This is a genomic window from Actinokineospora lacus (assembly GCF_053813445.1).
On sequence record NZ_JBQERA010000005.1, the window covers coordinates 261512 to 275901 of the forward strand.

The following is a 14390-nucleotide window of genomic DNA, read 5'->3' on the forward strand; positions in this document are numbered from 1 at the left end:
CATGACCACCACTTCTCCCTGCTACCACGAAACCACGGTCGAGGTGACCGGCGATCCGCTCGACGTGGTGGCGCGCCTCGCCGAGGCCGGACCGCACGCCGAGCACGTCGTCTACGAGAAGGGCGGGCAGTTCGCCTACGCGGGCGGGGTGCTGGACGAGGTGGTCCTCGACCGCGACGGCGCCAGGTCCACGGACTTGGCGCTGCCCTGGGACGGCAGGCCGCTGGACCTGGTCAGGACGCTGCTCGCCCGGATGCCCCTGCGCGGCTGGCGGGCCTACGGCTGGGCGGCCTTCGAACTGGCCTACGCCAAGGACGGCGACCGGGACCGCATCGGCGGCCAGCGCCTGGCGCACCTGATCCTGCCCCGCAGCGAGGTCCGCATCGCGGGCGGCACGGCCCGCATCCGAGCCGTCGACCCGGCCGAGGCCGACGTGCTGGCCGAGCTGATCGCCGCGTCCCGCCCGCTCGGCCCGTCCCGCCCGCGCCCAGTTGACGTCCGGGCTGGGGATGTCCGGCCTGGGGAGGCTCAGCCTAGGGACGTCCGTGCTGGGGGCGTTTGGGCTGGGGGCGGCCGCGGCTACCGCGCGGCCGTGGCGCGGGTGCTCGGGGACATCCACGCCAACCGGGTGCGCAAGGCCATCCTGTCGCGAGTGGTCGAGCTGGCCGACGACATCGACCTCGCGGCCACCTACGTGCTCGGCCGCCGGGGCAACACGCCCGCGCGGTCCTTCCTGCTGCGCATGGGCGGCGTCGAGGTGGCCGGGTTCAGCCCCGAGGTCGTGGTGTCGGTCAGCGCGGGCGGCGAGGTGATCAGCCAGCCGCTCGCGGGCACCCGGGCGCTGTCCGACGACGAGGCCCTCAACGAGCACTACCGCGCCGAACTGCTCTCCGACGCCAAGGAGGTGTACGAGCACGCCATCTCCGTGAAGGTGTGCAACGACGAGCTGCTGGCCGTCTGCGAACCCGGGTCCGTGCACGTGCGGGAGCTGATGACCGTGAAGCGGCGGGGGAGCGTGCAGCACCTCGCCTCGCAGGTCGGCGGCCTGCTCGCCCGCGGCCTCGACAGCTGGGACGCCTTCGCCGCGGTCTTCCCCGCGGTGACGGCGTCCGGCGTGCCGAAGGAGGCCGCCTACTGCACGATCCGCCGCCACGAGTCCGAGCCGCGGGGCCTCTACGGCGGGGCGGTGATGACGGTGGACGACTCCGGTGAGCTCGACGCCGCGCTGGTCCTGCGGTCCGTGCACCGCGACGGCTCCCGCACCTGGCTGCGGGCGGGCGCGGGGATCGTGGAACAGTCCACACCGGACCAGGAGTTCGAGGAGACCTGCGCCAAACTCGACAGCGTCGCCCGCTTCCTCGTGCCCGCGAGGAAAGCGGGGGATGACCGGCTCTGATCACTCGGTCAGGCTTTCACCGCGCCGCCGAGACCTTCGGCCAGGCGGCGCTGGACGAGGATGAAGAACACCAGGACCGGGACCGTCATGAGGGTGGACCCCGCCATGATGGCGCCCCAGTCGTTCTGGTCCGGTTTGAGGAACACCTGCAGCGCCAGCGGCAGGGTCTGGTTGTCGGCGTCGGAGATGATGAACGTCTTGGCGAACAGGAAGTCGTTCCACGCGTGGATGAACGACAGCACGCTGGTCGCGACCAACCCCGGCGCCACCAAGGGGAACAGCACCTGCCAGAGGAACCGGAAGCGGCTGGCGCCGTCCAGGGTCGCCGCCTCCTCCAGCTCGTCGGGGACGGCGGCGACGAAGCCGCGCAGCATCCAGATCGCGAACGGCAGGCTGAACGCCAGGTGCACCAGCACCAGCGAGCCCAGGTGGTTCAGCCCCAGCGCGGGCACCGAGTCGCCGACCGAGCGCATCAGGAAGAACAGCGGCACCGTGAGCGCCTCCACCGGGACCATCTGCACCACCAGGAGCATGATCAGCAGCGTCGTGCGGCTGCGGAAGCGCAGGCGGGTCAGCGCCGTCGCCGCGAGGAACGCCATGACCATGCTCAATGCCACCACCGCCAGGGCGACGACCACGCTGTTGGCCAGGTAGCGCCCGAAGTCCTGCACGGTGAGGGCGCGCAGGAAGCTGTCGAGGGTCGGGCGCAGCGTCCACGGCCGGGGGTCGGCGGAGATCACCTCGTCGGCGGGTTTCAGGGCGCTGAGCACCATCCAGTACAGCGGGAACGCCACGACGGCCGCGATGGCCACCGCCACCGCGTCGGCGGCGCCGCGCCTCACAGCGCCTCCTCTCACAGCGCCTCCCCCGACCGGCGCAGCGCCCGCAGGTAGCCGACGGTGAAGAGCAGCAGCAGCGCGGTCATCACCACTCCGATCGCGGCGCCGAGGCCGTACTCGCTGGCGGCGAACGCCTGCTGGTAGGCGTAGACGTTGAGCACGAGGTTGCGGCCCGCGATCCCGCCCCCGCCGGTCATGATGTAGATCTGGGTGAACACCTTGAAGTCCCAGATGATCGACTGGATGGTCACCACCAGCAGGATCGGCCGCAGCAGCGGCAGCATCACGCTGAGCGCGACCCGCCGGGTCGAGGCGCCGTCGAGGGCGGCGGCCTCCAGCACCTCCACCGGGATCGCCCTGATGCCCGCGTACAGGGTGATCATGACGAACGGGAACGAGCACCAGATGACCTGCGCGGCGACCAGGCCGAACGCCGTCCACCGGCCGTAGGTCCAGGAGAACCCGGTCGTGCCGAGCAATTCGTTGACGAAGCCGAAGTTGGCGTCGAACAGGAACAGCCAGATCGTCGACCCGGCCACGGCGGGCGTCGCCCACGCGCCGAGCGCGGCCAGGAACAGCACCGTCCGCGCCCACGGCCGGACCCTGGTGGCCAGCACCGCGAGCGCGGCGCCGACCAGCAGCGTGCCGACGACGCACACGGCGGCGAAACCGACGGTCTGGGTCAGCACGGTCCAGAACTGCTCGCTGTTCAGGAGCCTGCGGTAGTTCTCCAGGCCGAGGAAGCCGACCGGCGCGCCGCCGCTGACCTGTTCCTGGCCGTAGTCGTGGAACGAGATCAGCACCAGCTGGTAGATCGGATAGCCGAGCAGGCCGATCAACACCAGCAGGGCTGGGGCGAGGTAGGCATAAGCGGTGCGGCCCTGACCGGTCTTCACTGCCCCGGTCCTCACTGCCCAGTCCTCACTGCCCGGCCCTCACGGCCTGATCCTCACTGACCCGGTCCTCACTGGCCGGTCCTCACGGCGCGAAGGCGGCGTTCATCGCCTCGGCCGCGGTCGCCGCCGCGGTGTCGAGGTCCTGCGCGCCGGTCGCCACCTGCTGCAGCAGCGTCGGCAGGACGGCCTGGGCGTCGATCTTCGCCCACGCGGGGGTGACCGGCACGAACCGGGTGCCGTTCTCCAGGGTGGCGATGAAGGGAGCGAGGAACTCGTCGGACTCGGCGACTTCGCGCTGCACGTCGGCGAAGGTCGGCAGGGTGCCCATGGCCCCGTACATCTCGCGCTGGTACTTCTTGCCCGCCAACAGCTGCGTGAACTCCGCGGCCAGCGTGCGCCGCTCGGTGCCGCGCAGCACGCCGAGCAGGTTGCCGCCCGCGAACGCCGGGGCGATGGAGCCCGCCGTGGTGCCGGGCAGCGGGACCACCGCGTACTTGCCCGCCGCGGCGCTCGCGTCGACGGACTTGCGGTTGAAGTCGCCGCCGATCGTCATGGCGGCCTTGCCCGCGCGGAACGCCTCGACGCTGGCGTCGCCGCCGTTGCCCGCGCACACCTCCGGCGGGCAGATGTCGTCGCTGAGCAACTCGGTGTACTGCGCCCACCCCGCCTTCGCCGCCGGACTGTCCACAGTGGAGGTGAAAGCGTCCCCGGTCCGCTCGGCGATGTCGCCGCCGTGGGCCCAGACGAACGGCAGCGCGCCGTAGACGTACTTGCCGCCCGCGGAGATGCCGAGCATGTCCGGTTTGGCCGCGCGGACCTTTCGGGCCAGCGGGGCGATCCCGGCCAGTGTCGTGGGCGGCTTGAGGTTGAGCTCGTCGAAGACGTCGGTGCGGTAGTACAGCGCCCGCACGCCGACGAACCACGGCACCCCGTACACCTTCCCGTCGACCTTGGCGGTGTCCAGCACCGAGGGCAGCAGGTCGGCCCCGTCGGGCCAGGCGTCGACCTCGGCGCTCACGTCGGCGAACCCGCCCGCCGCGACGAACCCGGCCAGGTCGGTGTTGCCGAACTCGGCCACGTCGGGGGCGCTCTTGGGGTCGCTGAACGCGGCCTTGAACCGCTCGGCCCTGGTCTGCACCTGGATGTACTGCACGTCCACGGTGACATCGGGGTGCGCGGCCTGGAACTCGCCCACCGCCGCGCGCACCACGGCGTCCTTCGCCTCCCGGTTGACCTCGTCGAACAGCCACACCCTGAGCTGCCCCGTCCGCTCGTCGCCACCGGCGTCCCGCGGGTTCGACTGCACTGGAGCGCACGCGGCCACGGCGACCGCCGCCACCATCGCGATCACGGGCATGAGGCGCATCACGGACCCCCATCGTGTTGCGTTATGCGCAACAAGCGTTGTCACCAAAGCAACCTACGAGGTTTGATGTTAGGAGTACCGCCGTCACACGACAAGGGTCTAAACCATTCTGGCGACAGCGCCCAGGCTCAGCAGACCGAGCGGTCCAGCGCGTCGAGCAGCCAGGTGTGCGTGACGCCCACTGGTGCGGGCTCGCCGGTGATCTCGCCCGCCAGGCGCCAGTAGCGGCGCAGCCGCGGGTGCCGGTCGGCGGCGGTGCGCCGGTTCAGCGCGCGCCGGAACTGCACGGTGTCGCCCGCGCCGAGCGCGGCGGCGTGGGCCGCGACGAACCGGTCGAGCGCGGGCCCCCGTGCAGGCGGAGCCCCGGCCGCCACCTCGGGGAACGCCAGCTCGCAGGCCGCCCCGACGGCGGCGTGGAGCGCGCCGAGGTCGGCGACCCGCTCGTGGTCGACCAGGGTGCTGGCCCGCAGGTGGGCGGGCAGTGCCCGGTCGGAGGCGAGCAGCACCAGCTCGGCGTACGCGACGACCTGCGCCGGGGTCGGCAGCTCCGGCGGCGGTGGCGCGCTGACGTCGAGGAACATCGCGGCCGTGTCCGGCGGGATCGGTCCGGCGGTCATCGGGCGCCAGAGGCGGACGAGGGTTTCGTGCGCGGAGAACCCGTCCTGCACCGCGGACAGCAGGTCGAGGCGGACCGCGCGGTCGGCGGGCGCCGCCTCCTCGACCGCGCCGAGCAGCGCGCGTCGCCAGGCCAGCGTCGCCACCTCGCGGTCGAGCGCGGCCCGCTCGGCGGCCACGGCGTCGGCGAGGGAACGCCTGCCCGCGAGGACGTCGGTGATCGACCGCAGGCCCAGCCCGAGCCCGCGCAGCCGTCGGACCATGGTCAGCCGGTCGACCGTGGCCGCGTCGAACCGGCGGTGCCCGCCCGCGCTGCGCACGGGCTCCAGAAGCCCCTCGTCGCAGTAGAAGCGGATCGTGCGGACCGGCACACCGGTCCGCCGCGCCAGGTCGCCGATCCCGAGTGTGTCCGCGGTCACTTTCGGTTGAACCTCCAGCCGGGTGGAGTTCCTACGGTACGTCCATGGACATGGCACGACTTGCCGAGGGACTGCACGAGCGCACGGCCGGGTTCGCCAAGGCGGTGGAAGGCGCGGAACCCACCATCCCGGTGCCCACGTGTCCGCGGTGGCCGCTGCGGGTGCTGGTCGGGCACGTCGGCCAGGCGCACCGCTGGGCGGCGGGCATCGTCCGGTCCGGGCCGTCCCCGGTGCCGGACCCGTTCGACGCCGACCCCGGCCCGCCGGGGGAGTGGTCCGACTGGCTGCGCGAGGGCGCCGCCGACCTCGCCGACGCGGTGCGGGCGGCGGGCGAGAGTCCGGTGTGGACGTTCTTCGGCCCGCGGCGGGCGACGTTCTGGCTGCGCCGGATGCTTCACGACACCACCGTGCACCACGCCGACGCCGCCCTCGCCACGGGCACCGCGTTCGAGGTCGCCCCCGACCTCGCGGCCGACGCGGTCAGCGAATGGCTCGAAGTGCTGTCCGACCCGGTCACGCCGAGCGTCAAACCGGCCTTCGCCGACCTGCGCGGGACCGGCCAGACCCTCCAGCTGCGCCCTGACGCGGGCGTCGGCTGGCTGATCACCCGCACCCCCGACGGCGTGCGGTGGGCACGGGCCACGGGCTCCGCGGACGTGACCCTGGCCGGTCCCGTGGCGGACCTGCTGCTGGTGCTCACCCGACGGCTGCCGCCCGGCCAGGTCACGATCACCGGTGACCGCGCCCTGGCCGACCACTGGCTGGCGCACACGGCGGCCTGAGCTGATCCCGCGCGGCTTTCCGGCTGACCGCGGCTGGCGCAGCTCAAGTGTGGTGTGGCAGCGCCGGTCGGATCTCCGCGCGGGAGAGGGCGTCGACCCTGCGCAAGGCGTCGGGCAGCCGGAACGGGCCCGCCATCCCCCGCACGAGGTCGGCGGCCTGCTCGGCGGGCAGACCGGCGGCGGTGACGTACAGCGGCCGGGCGGCCGTTCCCCGCAGCACCTCGACGGCGTGGGTGGCCGCCCGGAAGGCGCTCTTGGCGACACCGACCACCGGCACCCCGAACTCCTGGTGCGCGTGCGCCCCCAGACCCGGCCTGCCGTCCGGGTCGAGGTGGACGTACCCGTCGACCACCAGCAGGTCCACCCGCTCGCCTGCCAGGACGGCGCGCAGGGCGGGCAGTTCGCGGGTGGCGAAGGCGCCCGGCCGGTACTCGGCCACCGACTCCAGCCGGGCCGTGCGCTCGCCGGTGACCACCGCGAAACCCGGATCGGCGGCGATCACCAGCGCCGCCGTGGCACCCCCACTCGCCGGGTAGTGGACGTCCACCGCCGCGTACCTGCCCGGGTGGCGGGTCATGAAGGGCTCCACTTCTTCGCACTGTGGTTTCGCACTATGGGGGTTTGCACTGTGGAGGTTGCGCCGCGGGTTCCGCACGGTGGGGTTTCCATTGCGGGGGCCAGGGTCAGAGGGCGGGCCGCGGCCAGGACCGGGTGTCCCACAGCGGTTGCCGGTCGCGGGTGGCGATCACGACGGCGGGGACCCTAGCGCGGCGGTCAGCTCGTCGACGAGCGTGGCCGACAGGTGGTTGGTCGGCTCGTCCAGCAGCACCTCGCCGCGGTCGACGGGCAGCTCGCCCGCGAGCACCCGCAGCAGGGGTGGTCTTTGCCGCGGCCGTTCTCCCGAATTTCACCCCATTGTCGGCTTCAGGTCGCTTCGAGTGGTGGTGGGCGCGATTTCCGGTACTGTCGCCGCCTGCAATAATGGCCCACGCGATGTCGGTGACTGACAAGACGACCTGGGGTCGGGTTTCGCGGATGAAGTGCTGAGGCGTATTCGGCAAAGGCCGGACATCGCGCCCGCGGTGTTGGCCGGGGTGCTGGGCGCGGTCCTGATGGCTGTGCGGCTGCTCGCGGGCACCCCCGTCGGGATGGCCGACAACGGCGACGGCATCCGCCTGCTCTGCCAGCTGGGCGCCACCGCCGACGGCCCGCCCCCGGGTTCGGAGCGCTTCGACTTCGTCCACTTCATCTTCCCCGCGCTGTCGCCGGAGGCGGCGTGTGCCGGCTACCCCAGCAGCCAACTCCTCCAGTTGCGGTTGACCGCCTGGGTGCACGACCTGCTCGGCCGCCCTGGGGTCATCGACATGCGCCTGGTGATCCTGCAGGACTGCCTGCTCGTCGGGCTGGCCATCGGCACGGCGGTGTGGCTGCTGCGCGGTGCGCGGTGGTGGGCGCGGGCCGTGGTGCCCGCCGCGCTGTTCCTCGTGCTCGCCGACGCGACCTTCGCGGGCTACGCCGCCTCGCCGTTCGGTGAGCCCGCGGCGTTCATCGGCCTGGTCACCGTCGCGCTCGCCGGGGTGGCGGTGGTCTCGGGCAGGCACCGCCGCACGGCGTTCCTGATCGCGACCGCGGGTGCGGCGCTCGCGGTCGGCGCCAAGGTCGGCATGATCACCCTCGCCGTCCCGTTCGCGCTCTTCCTCGGCTCCCGGCGGCTCCCGCTGGGGCGCTGGCGCTCCGGTGTGGCGTCCTTCGTGCTGGCCGCGGTGGGAGTGGCGGCCGTGGGCGGGGCGGTGGCGTGGGTTTCCGGCGCGGAGCCGGGTGGCTTCGAGCGGATCAACGTGGCCAACGAGATCACCCAGGCGATCATGCCCGCGAGCGAGGACCCGGTCGAGGTCGCCGTCGACCTCGGCCTGCCCGCCTCGTTCGCCCGGTTCAGCGGGCAGGGGTGGTGGAGCAAGCAGCCCATCCACTCCGCCCCGGAGTGGCCCTCGGTCAGCAAGCTGATGACCCGCGACCACCTGGCCCGCTACCTGCTCGACCACCCGGGCGTCACGGCGCGGGTCCTCGCGGGCGGCGCCGACTCCTACCTCCACTTCCGGCCGCACAACCTGGGCAGCTACGGGGTGGGCGCCGGTGAGCCACCCCGCGCGCAGGAGTGCAGGCTGTGCCTGCTGCCCACGGTCTCCCGCGCCTTCGCGTGGAGCGGTTTCCCCGGCGTGGTGGCGTACTGGCTGGCCTGCCTGGCCGCCGCCGCCCTGCTGGCCCGCCGCTCCGACCCCGGCACGGCCCGCCGCGGGTTCGCCCTGGTCACCGTCATGCTGATCGGCTGCACCGTGGTCCAGTACGTCACCGCCGTGCTCGGCGACGGCGCCGAGGTCACCAAACACCTCGTGGTCGGCCTCCTCGCCGCGAGCCTGGCCCCGGTCTGGCTGCTGGCGGCCCGCCTCACCCCCGGCAGGCAGCCCGCGGACCACACCCCACAGGAATCCGACCGCGAACCACTCCCCGCGCACTCCGACGCGAACGGCTGAATCACCCCCACCGCTCGGCACAGACCGCGAGTCGACACCGGTCCCGATCATGACCGCTTCGGGGCTTAGGACCCGCCGGGTAGGGCCTCTTGCGCATACCGGTCACCGCCTGCGCGGTTCACAATCGATCTATCGACGAACTCAAGGCGTCGGCCCGACCCTGCCCCGTCGGCCGCGCCTGATGGAGCAGTGAGTCCTCGGCGCGCGCGACCCCGCTCTGCGCGACTCACCCCCCTGCTCGGCGAGTCCAGGGAATTCGCAATTCCTGATGTGGGAGGTTGACGTGATAGCCGCGAAGTCCCGGCCAAAGCGGGGATACCGGAGAACACCGCTCGTCCTCACCGTGGCCGTGTCGGTTCTGGTCACCGCCATGTCGGTTCCCGCGGCGGGGGAACCGGCGAGGACGCCCATTCCCGCCGGTCAGGTGCTCTTGGACGATCGGGTGATGGGTCCGGCCGACGGCGTCGCGCGGCCACCCGCGGCGGGCAGCGAGGACGTGGCGCGGCGGACGTCGGACATGGAGGCCAAGTCGGGCCTCGTCGCCCGGCCGCCGCTCGGCGCCTACCTCAAAGCGAACCACACGCCGCGCCCGCTCACCGGGACCGGCCTGCCGTACAACTCGCCGACGCTGTACGGCTGGGATCGAGGCGTCCCCCGGGACTCGACCGGTGTGCGGATGTTCGCCGTCGGCAACGTCCTCCACAACCACCCGGTGGCGCAGGCGCAGGACGGGCTGATGGCCCTCAGCGACCACCGGCTCACCGGTGAGGCCCGCTACCTGCAACGGGCCCGGCTGAACGCGCAGCGCCTCATCGACAAGCGGGTGCTTTCCGACGGCGCGTGGTACTACCCGTACCCCTTCGACTTCGCGGTCCACGGCTTGGGCGGCTTCGTCCTGCGTGCCCCGTGGTTCAGCGCGATGGCGCAGGGGCAGGCCCTGAGCCTGCACACCAGGCTGTACCAGCTCACCGGCGAGCAGCGGTGGCGGGACGCGGCGGACGCCGGGTTCGCCAGTTTCCGCAACGCGCCGGTGCAGGGCCTGCCGTCCACCGTCAACGTCGACTCGGCCGGGTACCTGTGGCTGGAGGAGTACCCGCGATGGCCGACGACCAGCTCGGACCGCACGCTCAACGGCCACGTCTTCGCCACGTTCGGCCTGTACGACTACCACCGGCTCACCGGTGACCCGGTCGCCCGCGACCTGTGGAACGGCAGCCTGGCCCACACCCGGCACTACCTGGTCAACGGCTTCCGCGCGCCCAACTACGCCAGCCGGTACTGCCTGGTCCACCCCACGGTGCAGCCTGCCAGTTACCACGAGATCCACTGGAGCCAGATGCTGACGCTGCACGCCAGCACCGGTGATGCCCTGTGGAGCCGCTACGCCGACCTTCTGCGCGCGGACTACCCGCCCCCCGCGGTCACCGGCACGGTCGTGTTCCGGGCGGGCACGCACACCGGCCACAGGTTCAGCGCGAGCGGCGCCATCACGGCGAGCAGGACGATCACCCTGAGCAGGCAGTCAAGCGCCCCGACCACCACGCGCCAGCGGATTCGGGGCCGCGGCGTCATGGTGACCATCACCGCGGGCGCCCTCGCGGGCTACGCCGTCCCGGAGAACTGGCAACGGGCATGGATCGCGGGCGCCAAGGTGGGTCTGACCTACCCGCTGCCCCGCACGGTGCAGATCCCGGCGGGCAGCCGGTCGGCCTACAAGTACAGCCCCAGCGGGGCGCTCACGGCGTGGACGACCATCACGCCCCCCAGGACGACGAGCGCGCCGTTCAGCACCAGCGCCACCATCAACGGCCGCTGGCACATCCTGGTGACCGCCGGGTCACTGGCGGGCTACTGGCTCCCCGCCCAGGGCGTCACACTGCTGTGACCACCAACGGACGAGCTGGGCGAACGCCGCGGTCCTGCTCGCAGAGGTTGACATCTGAGCTGTCCGGGGTGCGCAGTGATTGAAATGTCCACATAGGACTGTGCTGTCGCGCCTAGATCCAGCCCTCTTCCCAGGCGACGCGGGCCGCGTCGTGGCGGGTGGAGACGTCGAGCTTGGTCATCGCGGAGGACAGGTAGTTGCGGACGGTCCCGTGGGCCAGGCAGACGGCGGCGGCGACGTCTTGGACCGAGCCGCCGCGGCGGGTGTGGCGCAGCACCTCCAGTTCGCGGGCGGTCAGGGGGCAGGCGTCCTCGCTCAGCGCGCTCGCGGCGATGTCGGAGTCGACGTAGCGGCCACCCGCGTGCACGTCGCGCAGGATGGCGGCCAGCCGGGACGCGGGGGTGGTCTTGGGCACGAACCCGCGCACGCCCGCCGCCAGGGCGCGCTTGAGCACACCCGGCCGCGCGTGCCGGGTGACGAGCACGACCGGCACCGCCCGGTCCAGCGCCGCGGTGACGTCCACTCCGTCCAGGCCGGGCATCTCCAGGTCGAGCACGGCGATGTCGGGGCGGTGCTCGGCGATGGCCGCCACGGCCGCGTTCCCGTCCCTGGCCTGGGCGACCACGGTGATGTCCCGCTCCAACTCCAGCAGCGCGGCCAGCGCGCCGCGGATGAGGTCCTCGTCGTCGGCGAGCACGACCCGGATCACGGCGCCACCGCCTCCCCGGTCAGGCGGAACCCGCCGCCGTCGAGGCTGGTGTGGACAGCGCCGCCGATGGTGGCGAAGCGCTCCCGCAGCCCGTCGAGCCCGCTGCCGTCCGCCCGGGGCTCGCGGTCGGCGTCGACGCCGTCGTTGGCCAGTGTCACCCGCACCCGCGCGCCCTCGACCCGGACCGTCACCGTGCAGGTGGCGGCCTTGCTGTGCCGCAGGACGTTGGTGGTCCCCTCCCGCACGAGCGCGCCGAACAGCGTCCGCAGCGGCGGCGGCACGGCGGCCGAGTCACCGTCCACCCGGGCATCGATGCCCGCCGCGCGCAGCACCTCGACGGCGTTGCCGATCTCGGTGGACAGGTCCGCCCTGCGGTACCCGCGCACCACCTCCCGCGTCTCGCGCAGCGCGGTGCGCGCCAGCCCGCCCGCCTCGGCGGCGTTGACCCGGGCGGCGTCGTCGTCCTGGCCGATCAGGCGCTCGGCCAGCTCCGCCTTGAGCGCGATGGCCTGCAGGTGGTGGCCCTGGATGTCGTGCAGGTCGGCGGCGAAGCGCAGCCGCTCCCTGGCCACCGCCAGCTCGCCGGCCAGCTGCCTGGCCCGGTCGATCTCGACCACCATCGACCACAGCCAGACCTGCAGGACGTTGCTGCAGGCGAACACCGAGGTGATCACCACCATGCCGAACAGCCAGCCGTCCGGGGCCACCTCCTGCCCGGACCAGTCCTGGGCGGCCATCCCCAGCCCGACCAGCGCGACCGTGCCGCCCCAGACGAGGCTCCACCGCGCCGCGCCCACCCAGACCGCGGCGACACCGGCAATGGCCATCGCGGGGAGCGACACCCACAGCATCGTCCCCGCCGAGTACCACCACACCCCCGCGCCGACGACGAGGACGAGCACCTCGGCCCACCGGCCCGACCGCGGCACCCCGAGGCCCGGCATCGCCGAGAGCGTGAGCCGGATGTACAGCACGAGCACGACGGCGGTCGCGGGGGCGAGCACCGCCCACTCAGCGGCCGTCCCCGCTCCGACCAAGGCGAGCGCGGCCAGGAACGCGACGACGATCGCCGCCGCGACCGTCGTCCACCACACGTATTTGCGCACGTGCTCCAGCGGGGTGCGCGACTTCCTGGCCACCGCGCCAACCCTAGTCCGCGCCGGGAGTTCAGGGCATTCGCCGAACGTCCACCTGACAAATGTCATGTGAAGTCGTGCCGATCGCCCGGGTATTCCTGACTCGGCCTCCTATCGCGACGGTCAGCGCCGCCGCCACCCTTGGCGCATGACGAATCCAGCGGTCCACGCCGCCGCGCTGCGCTGTCGCTACGGCGATTTCGAAGCGGTGCGGGGGATTGATCTCACCGTCGGGGCGGGCGAGCTGTTCGCCCTGCTCGGCACCAACGGCGCGGGCAAGACGACCACCATGGAGGTGCTCGCGGGCCAGCGGGCCGCCGACGAGGGCCAGGTCAGGGTGCTCGGCCTCGACCCGGTCGCCGACCGGGCCCGCCTGCGCCCGCGCATGGGCACGATGCCGCAGGAGTCGGGCTTCCCCGCCGACCTCACCGTGCGGGAGACGCTGGGCCTGTGGCGCGCGCTGAGCAGCCGCGCGGGCGACATCGCGGAGGTCCTGGACCGCGTCGACCTCGCCCACCGCGCGGACGTCCGCCTCCGCGGGCTCTCCGGCGGCGAGCGCAGGCGGCTCGACCTGGCGCTGGCCGTGCTCAACCGCCCGGAGGTCCTGTTCCTCGACGAGCCGACCACCGGTCTGGACCCGGAGTCGCGGCTGCGCACGTGGGAGATCGTCCGCTCCCTGCTCGACGAGGGCGCGACCGTCCTGCTGACCACCCACTACCTCGAGGAAGCCGAGCACCTGGCCGACCGGCTGGCGATCATGCACCAGGGCCGGATCGTCGTCTCCGGCGCGCTGACCGAGGTCCTGGAGCGCGAGTCGGCCCGGATCAGCTTCACCTGCCCGTCCGGGACCACCGCCGCCGACCTGCCCGCGCTGCGCGGCACGGTCGACCCGGCCGCCCTCGCCACGGGTGAGGTCGCGGTGCGCACGCCCGCCCTGCAGGACGACCTGACGGCGGTGCTGACGTGGGCGTCCACCCGGGGCGTCCGCCTGGCCAAGCTGCGCGCGCACCACGCGTCCCTGGCCGACGTGTTCCACGGAATCCGCGACCGACAGGAGGTCCCCGCGTGAACCGCGTGCTGGCCGTGTCCCGCGCCGAGGCCGTCCTGCTGCTGCGCAACCGCACCGCGGCGGGAACGGCCCTGGCCCTGCCCCTGCTGTTCGGCGCGTTCTTCGCGGTGTTCCGCGCGGACGCCGAGGACTGGGCGGTGCCGCTGACCCTGCAGCTGATCGCCGCCCTCGGGCTGTCGGTCTACCTGAGCACGACGACCACGCTGACCGCCCGCCGCCAGGACCTGACCCTCAAACGCCTGCGCGGCGGCGAGGCCGCCGACGCCGAGATCCTCATCGGCGTGCTGGGCCCGCTCGCGGTCCTCGGCGTCATCCAGGGCGTGCTGATGACGGTGATCGCCGTGATCGCGGGCGCCCCCATCCCGGCCGATCCCGCCGCCCTGGCCCTGGCCATCGTCGGCGGCACCGCGACCGGCCTGGCCGTCGGCCTGCTCACCGCCGCCGTCACCAGGAGCCCCGAGACCGCGCAGTTCACCACCGCCCCGTACTTCTTCGCCACCTTCGGCGGGGCGATCTGGGTCCTCGCCACCCCGCCGCCCGAGGTCGGCCCGCTGCACTTGGCGGCCCCCGGCGGCCTCCTCGGCGACCTGGTCCGCACCGGCCTGTCCGCCCCACCGGGGAACCACCCGCTGTGGTGGTCCGTCCTGGCCATCCTCGCCTGGACCGCCGTCGCCTGGGCGCTGGGGCTGCGCCACTTCCGCTGGGACAAGCGGTAGCGGGCCACCGGACGCGGGCAGGTCATCCGGT

General features: G+C 73.1%; 13 protein-coding genes and 1 pseudogene. 6 read left to right on the forward strand and 8 right to left on the reverse strand.

The genetic code is table 11. The features are described 5' to 3' along the window. Position 1: 1 nt before the first annotated feature. Positions 2 to 1396: a salicylate synthase gene (locus ACTG9Q_RS14510; RefSeq protein ID WP_455573281.1), complete on the forward strand. Its 1395-nt coding sequence runs from the start codon at positions 2 to 4 to the stop codon at positions 1394 to 1396. Between the two features lie 8 nt (positions 1397 to 1404). Here ACTG9Q_RS14510 and ACTG9Q_RS14515 read toward each other — a convergent pair whose 3' ends face one another. The 4 genes from ACTG9Q_RS14515 to ACTG9Q_RS14530 all read right to left on the reverse strand — a co-directional run bounded on the left by ACTG9Q_RS14515 (position 1405) and on the right by ACTG9Q_RS14530 (position 5531). Next, positions 1405 to 2238, reverse strand: coding sequence for a carbohydrate ABC transporter permease (locus ACTG9Q_RS14515; RefSeq protein ID WP_455573282.1), 834 nt, complete (start codon positions 2236 to 2238; stop codon positions 1405 to 1407). 11 nt (positions 2239 to 2249) lie between these two features. Continuing rightward, the gene (locus ACTG9Q_RS14520; RefSeq protein ID WP_455573283.1) at positions 2250 to 3131 is read right to left on the reverse strand and encodes a carbohydrate ABC transporter permease; all 882 of its coding nucleotides are present in this window, start codon (positions 3129 to 3131) and stop codon (positions 2250 to 2252) included. A gap of 82 nt (positions 3132 to 3213) precedes the next feature. Continuing rightward, the gene (locus tag ACTG9Q_RS14525) at positions 3214 to 4497 is read right to left on the reverse strand and encodes an extracellular solute-binding protein (protein WP_455573284.1); all 1284 of its coding nucleotides are present in this window, start codon (positions 4495 to 4497) and stop codon (positions 3214 to 3216) included. A gap of 128 nt (positions 4498 to 4625) precedes the next feature. After that, positions 4626 to 5531: a MerR family transcriptional regulator gene (locus ACTG9Q_RS14530; RefSeq protein ID WP_455573285.1), complete on the reverse strand. Its 906-nt coding sequence runs from the start codon at positions 5529 to 5531 to the stop codon at positions 4626 to 4628. Between the two features lie 44 nt (positions 5532 to 5575). On the opposite strand from ACTG9Q_RS14530, the gene ACTG9Q_RS14535 reads away from it, so the two are divergent. Continuing rightward, positions 5576 to 6313, forward strand: a complete 738-nt coding sequence (locus tag ACTG9Q_RS14535; protein WP_455573286.1) for a maleylpyruvate isomerase family mycothiol-dependent enzyme — start codon at positions 5576 to 5578, stop codon at positions 6311 to 6313. A gap of 43 nt (positions 6314 to 6356) precedes the next feature. Here ACTG9Q_RS14535 and ACTG9Q_RS14540 read toward each other — a convergent pair whose 3' ends face one another. Both ACTG9Q_RS14540 and ACTG9Q_RS14545 read right to left on the reverse strand, forming a co-directional pair. Then, on the reverse strand, positions 6357 to 6890 hold the full coding sequence (locus tag ACTG9Q_RS14540; RefSeq protein WP_455573287.1) for an endonuclease V: 534 nt from the start codon (positions 6888 to 6890) through the stop codon (positions 6357 to 6359). Between the two features lie 106 nt (positions 6891 to 6996). Next, a pseudogene (locus tag ACTG9Q_RS14545) lies at positions 6997 to 7202 on the reverse strand (ABC transporter ATP-binding protein); the annotation flags it as partial. 151 nt (positions 7203 to 7353) lie between these two features. Here ACTG9Q_RS14545 and wsfD point away from each other — a divergent pair. Next, entirely contained in the window at positions 7354 to 8844 is a 1491-nt protein-coding gene (wsfD, locus tag ACTG9Q_RS14550) for a glycan biosynthesis hexose transferase WsfD (RefSeq protein WP_455573288.1), read from the forward strand. A gap of 445 nt (positions 8845 to 9289) precedes the next feature. Then, entirely contained in the window at positions 9290 to 10729 is a 1440-nt protein-coding gene (locus ACTG9Q_RS14555; RefSeq protein WP_455573289.1) for a D-glucuronyl C5-epimerase family protein, read from the forward strand. A gap of 112 nt (positions 10730 to 10841) precedes the next feature. Here ACTG9Q_RS14555 and ACTG9Q_RS14560 read toward each other — a convergent pair whose 3' ends face one another. Both ACTG9Q_RS14560 and ACTG9Q_RS14565 read right to left on the reverse strand, forming a co-directional pair. After that, positions 10842 to 11438, reverse strand: coding sequence for a response regulator transcription factor (locus tag ACTG9Q_RS14560; RefSeq protein ID WP_455573290.1), 597 nt, complete (start codon positions 11436 to 11438; stop codon positions 10842 to 10844). Beyond that, on the reverse strand, positions 11435 to 12577 hold the full coding sequence (locus ACTG9Q_RS14565; protein ID WP_455573291.1) for a sensor histidine kinase: 1143 nt from the start codon (positions 12575 to 12577) through the stop codon (positions 11435 to 11437). Before ACTG9Q_RS14565 ends, ACTG9Q_RS14560 begins: the two co-directional genes overlap by 4 nt. Positions 12578 to 12722: 145 nt before the next feature. Here ACTG9Q_RS14565 and ACTG9Q_RS14570 point away from each other — a divergent pair, with 145 nt between their 5' ends. Both ACTG9Q_RS14570 and ACTG9Q_RS14575 read left to right on the forward strand, forming a co-directional pair. Then, complete coding sequence (locus ACTG9Q_RS14570) at positions 12723 to 13643, forward strand: ABC transporter ATP-binding protein (RefSeq protein WP_455573292.1); 921 nt, start codon at positions 12723 to 12725, stop codon at positions 13641 to 13643. After that, entirely contained in the window at positions 13640 to 14359 is a 720-nt protein-coding gene (locus tag ACTG9Q_RS14575) for an ABC transporter permease (protein ID WP_455573293.1), read from the forward strand. Before ACTG9Q_RS14570 ends, ACTG9Q_RS14575 begins: the two co-directional genes overlap by 4 nt. Positions 14360 to 14390: the final 31 nt, after the last annotated feature.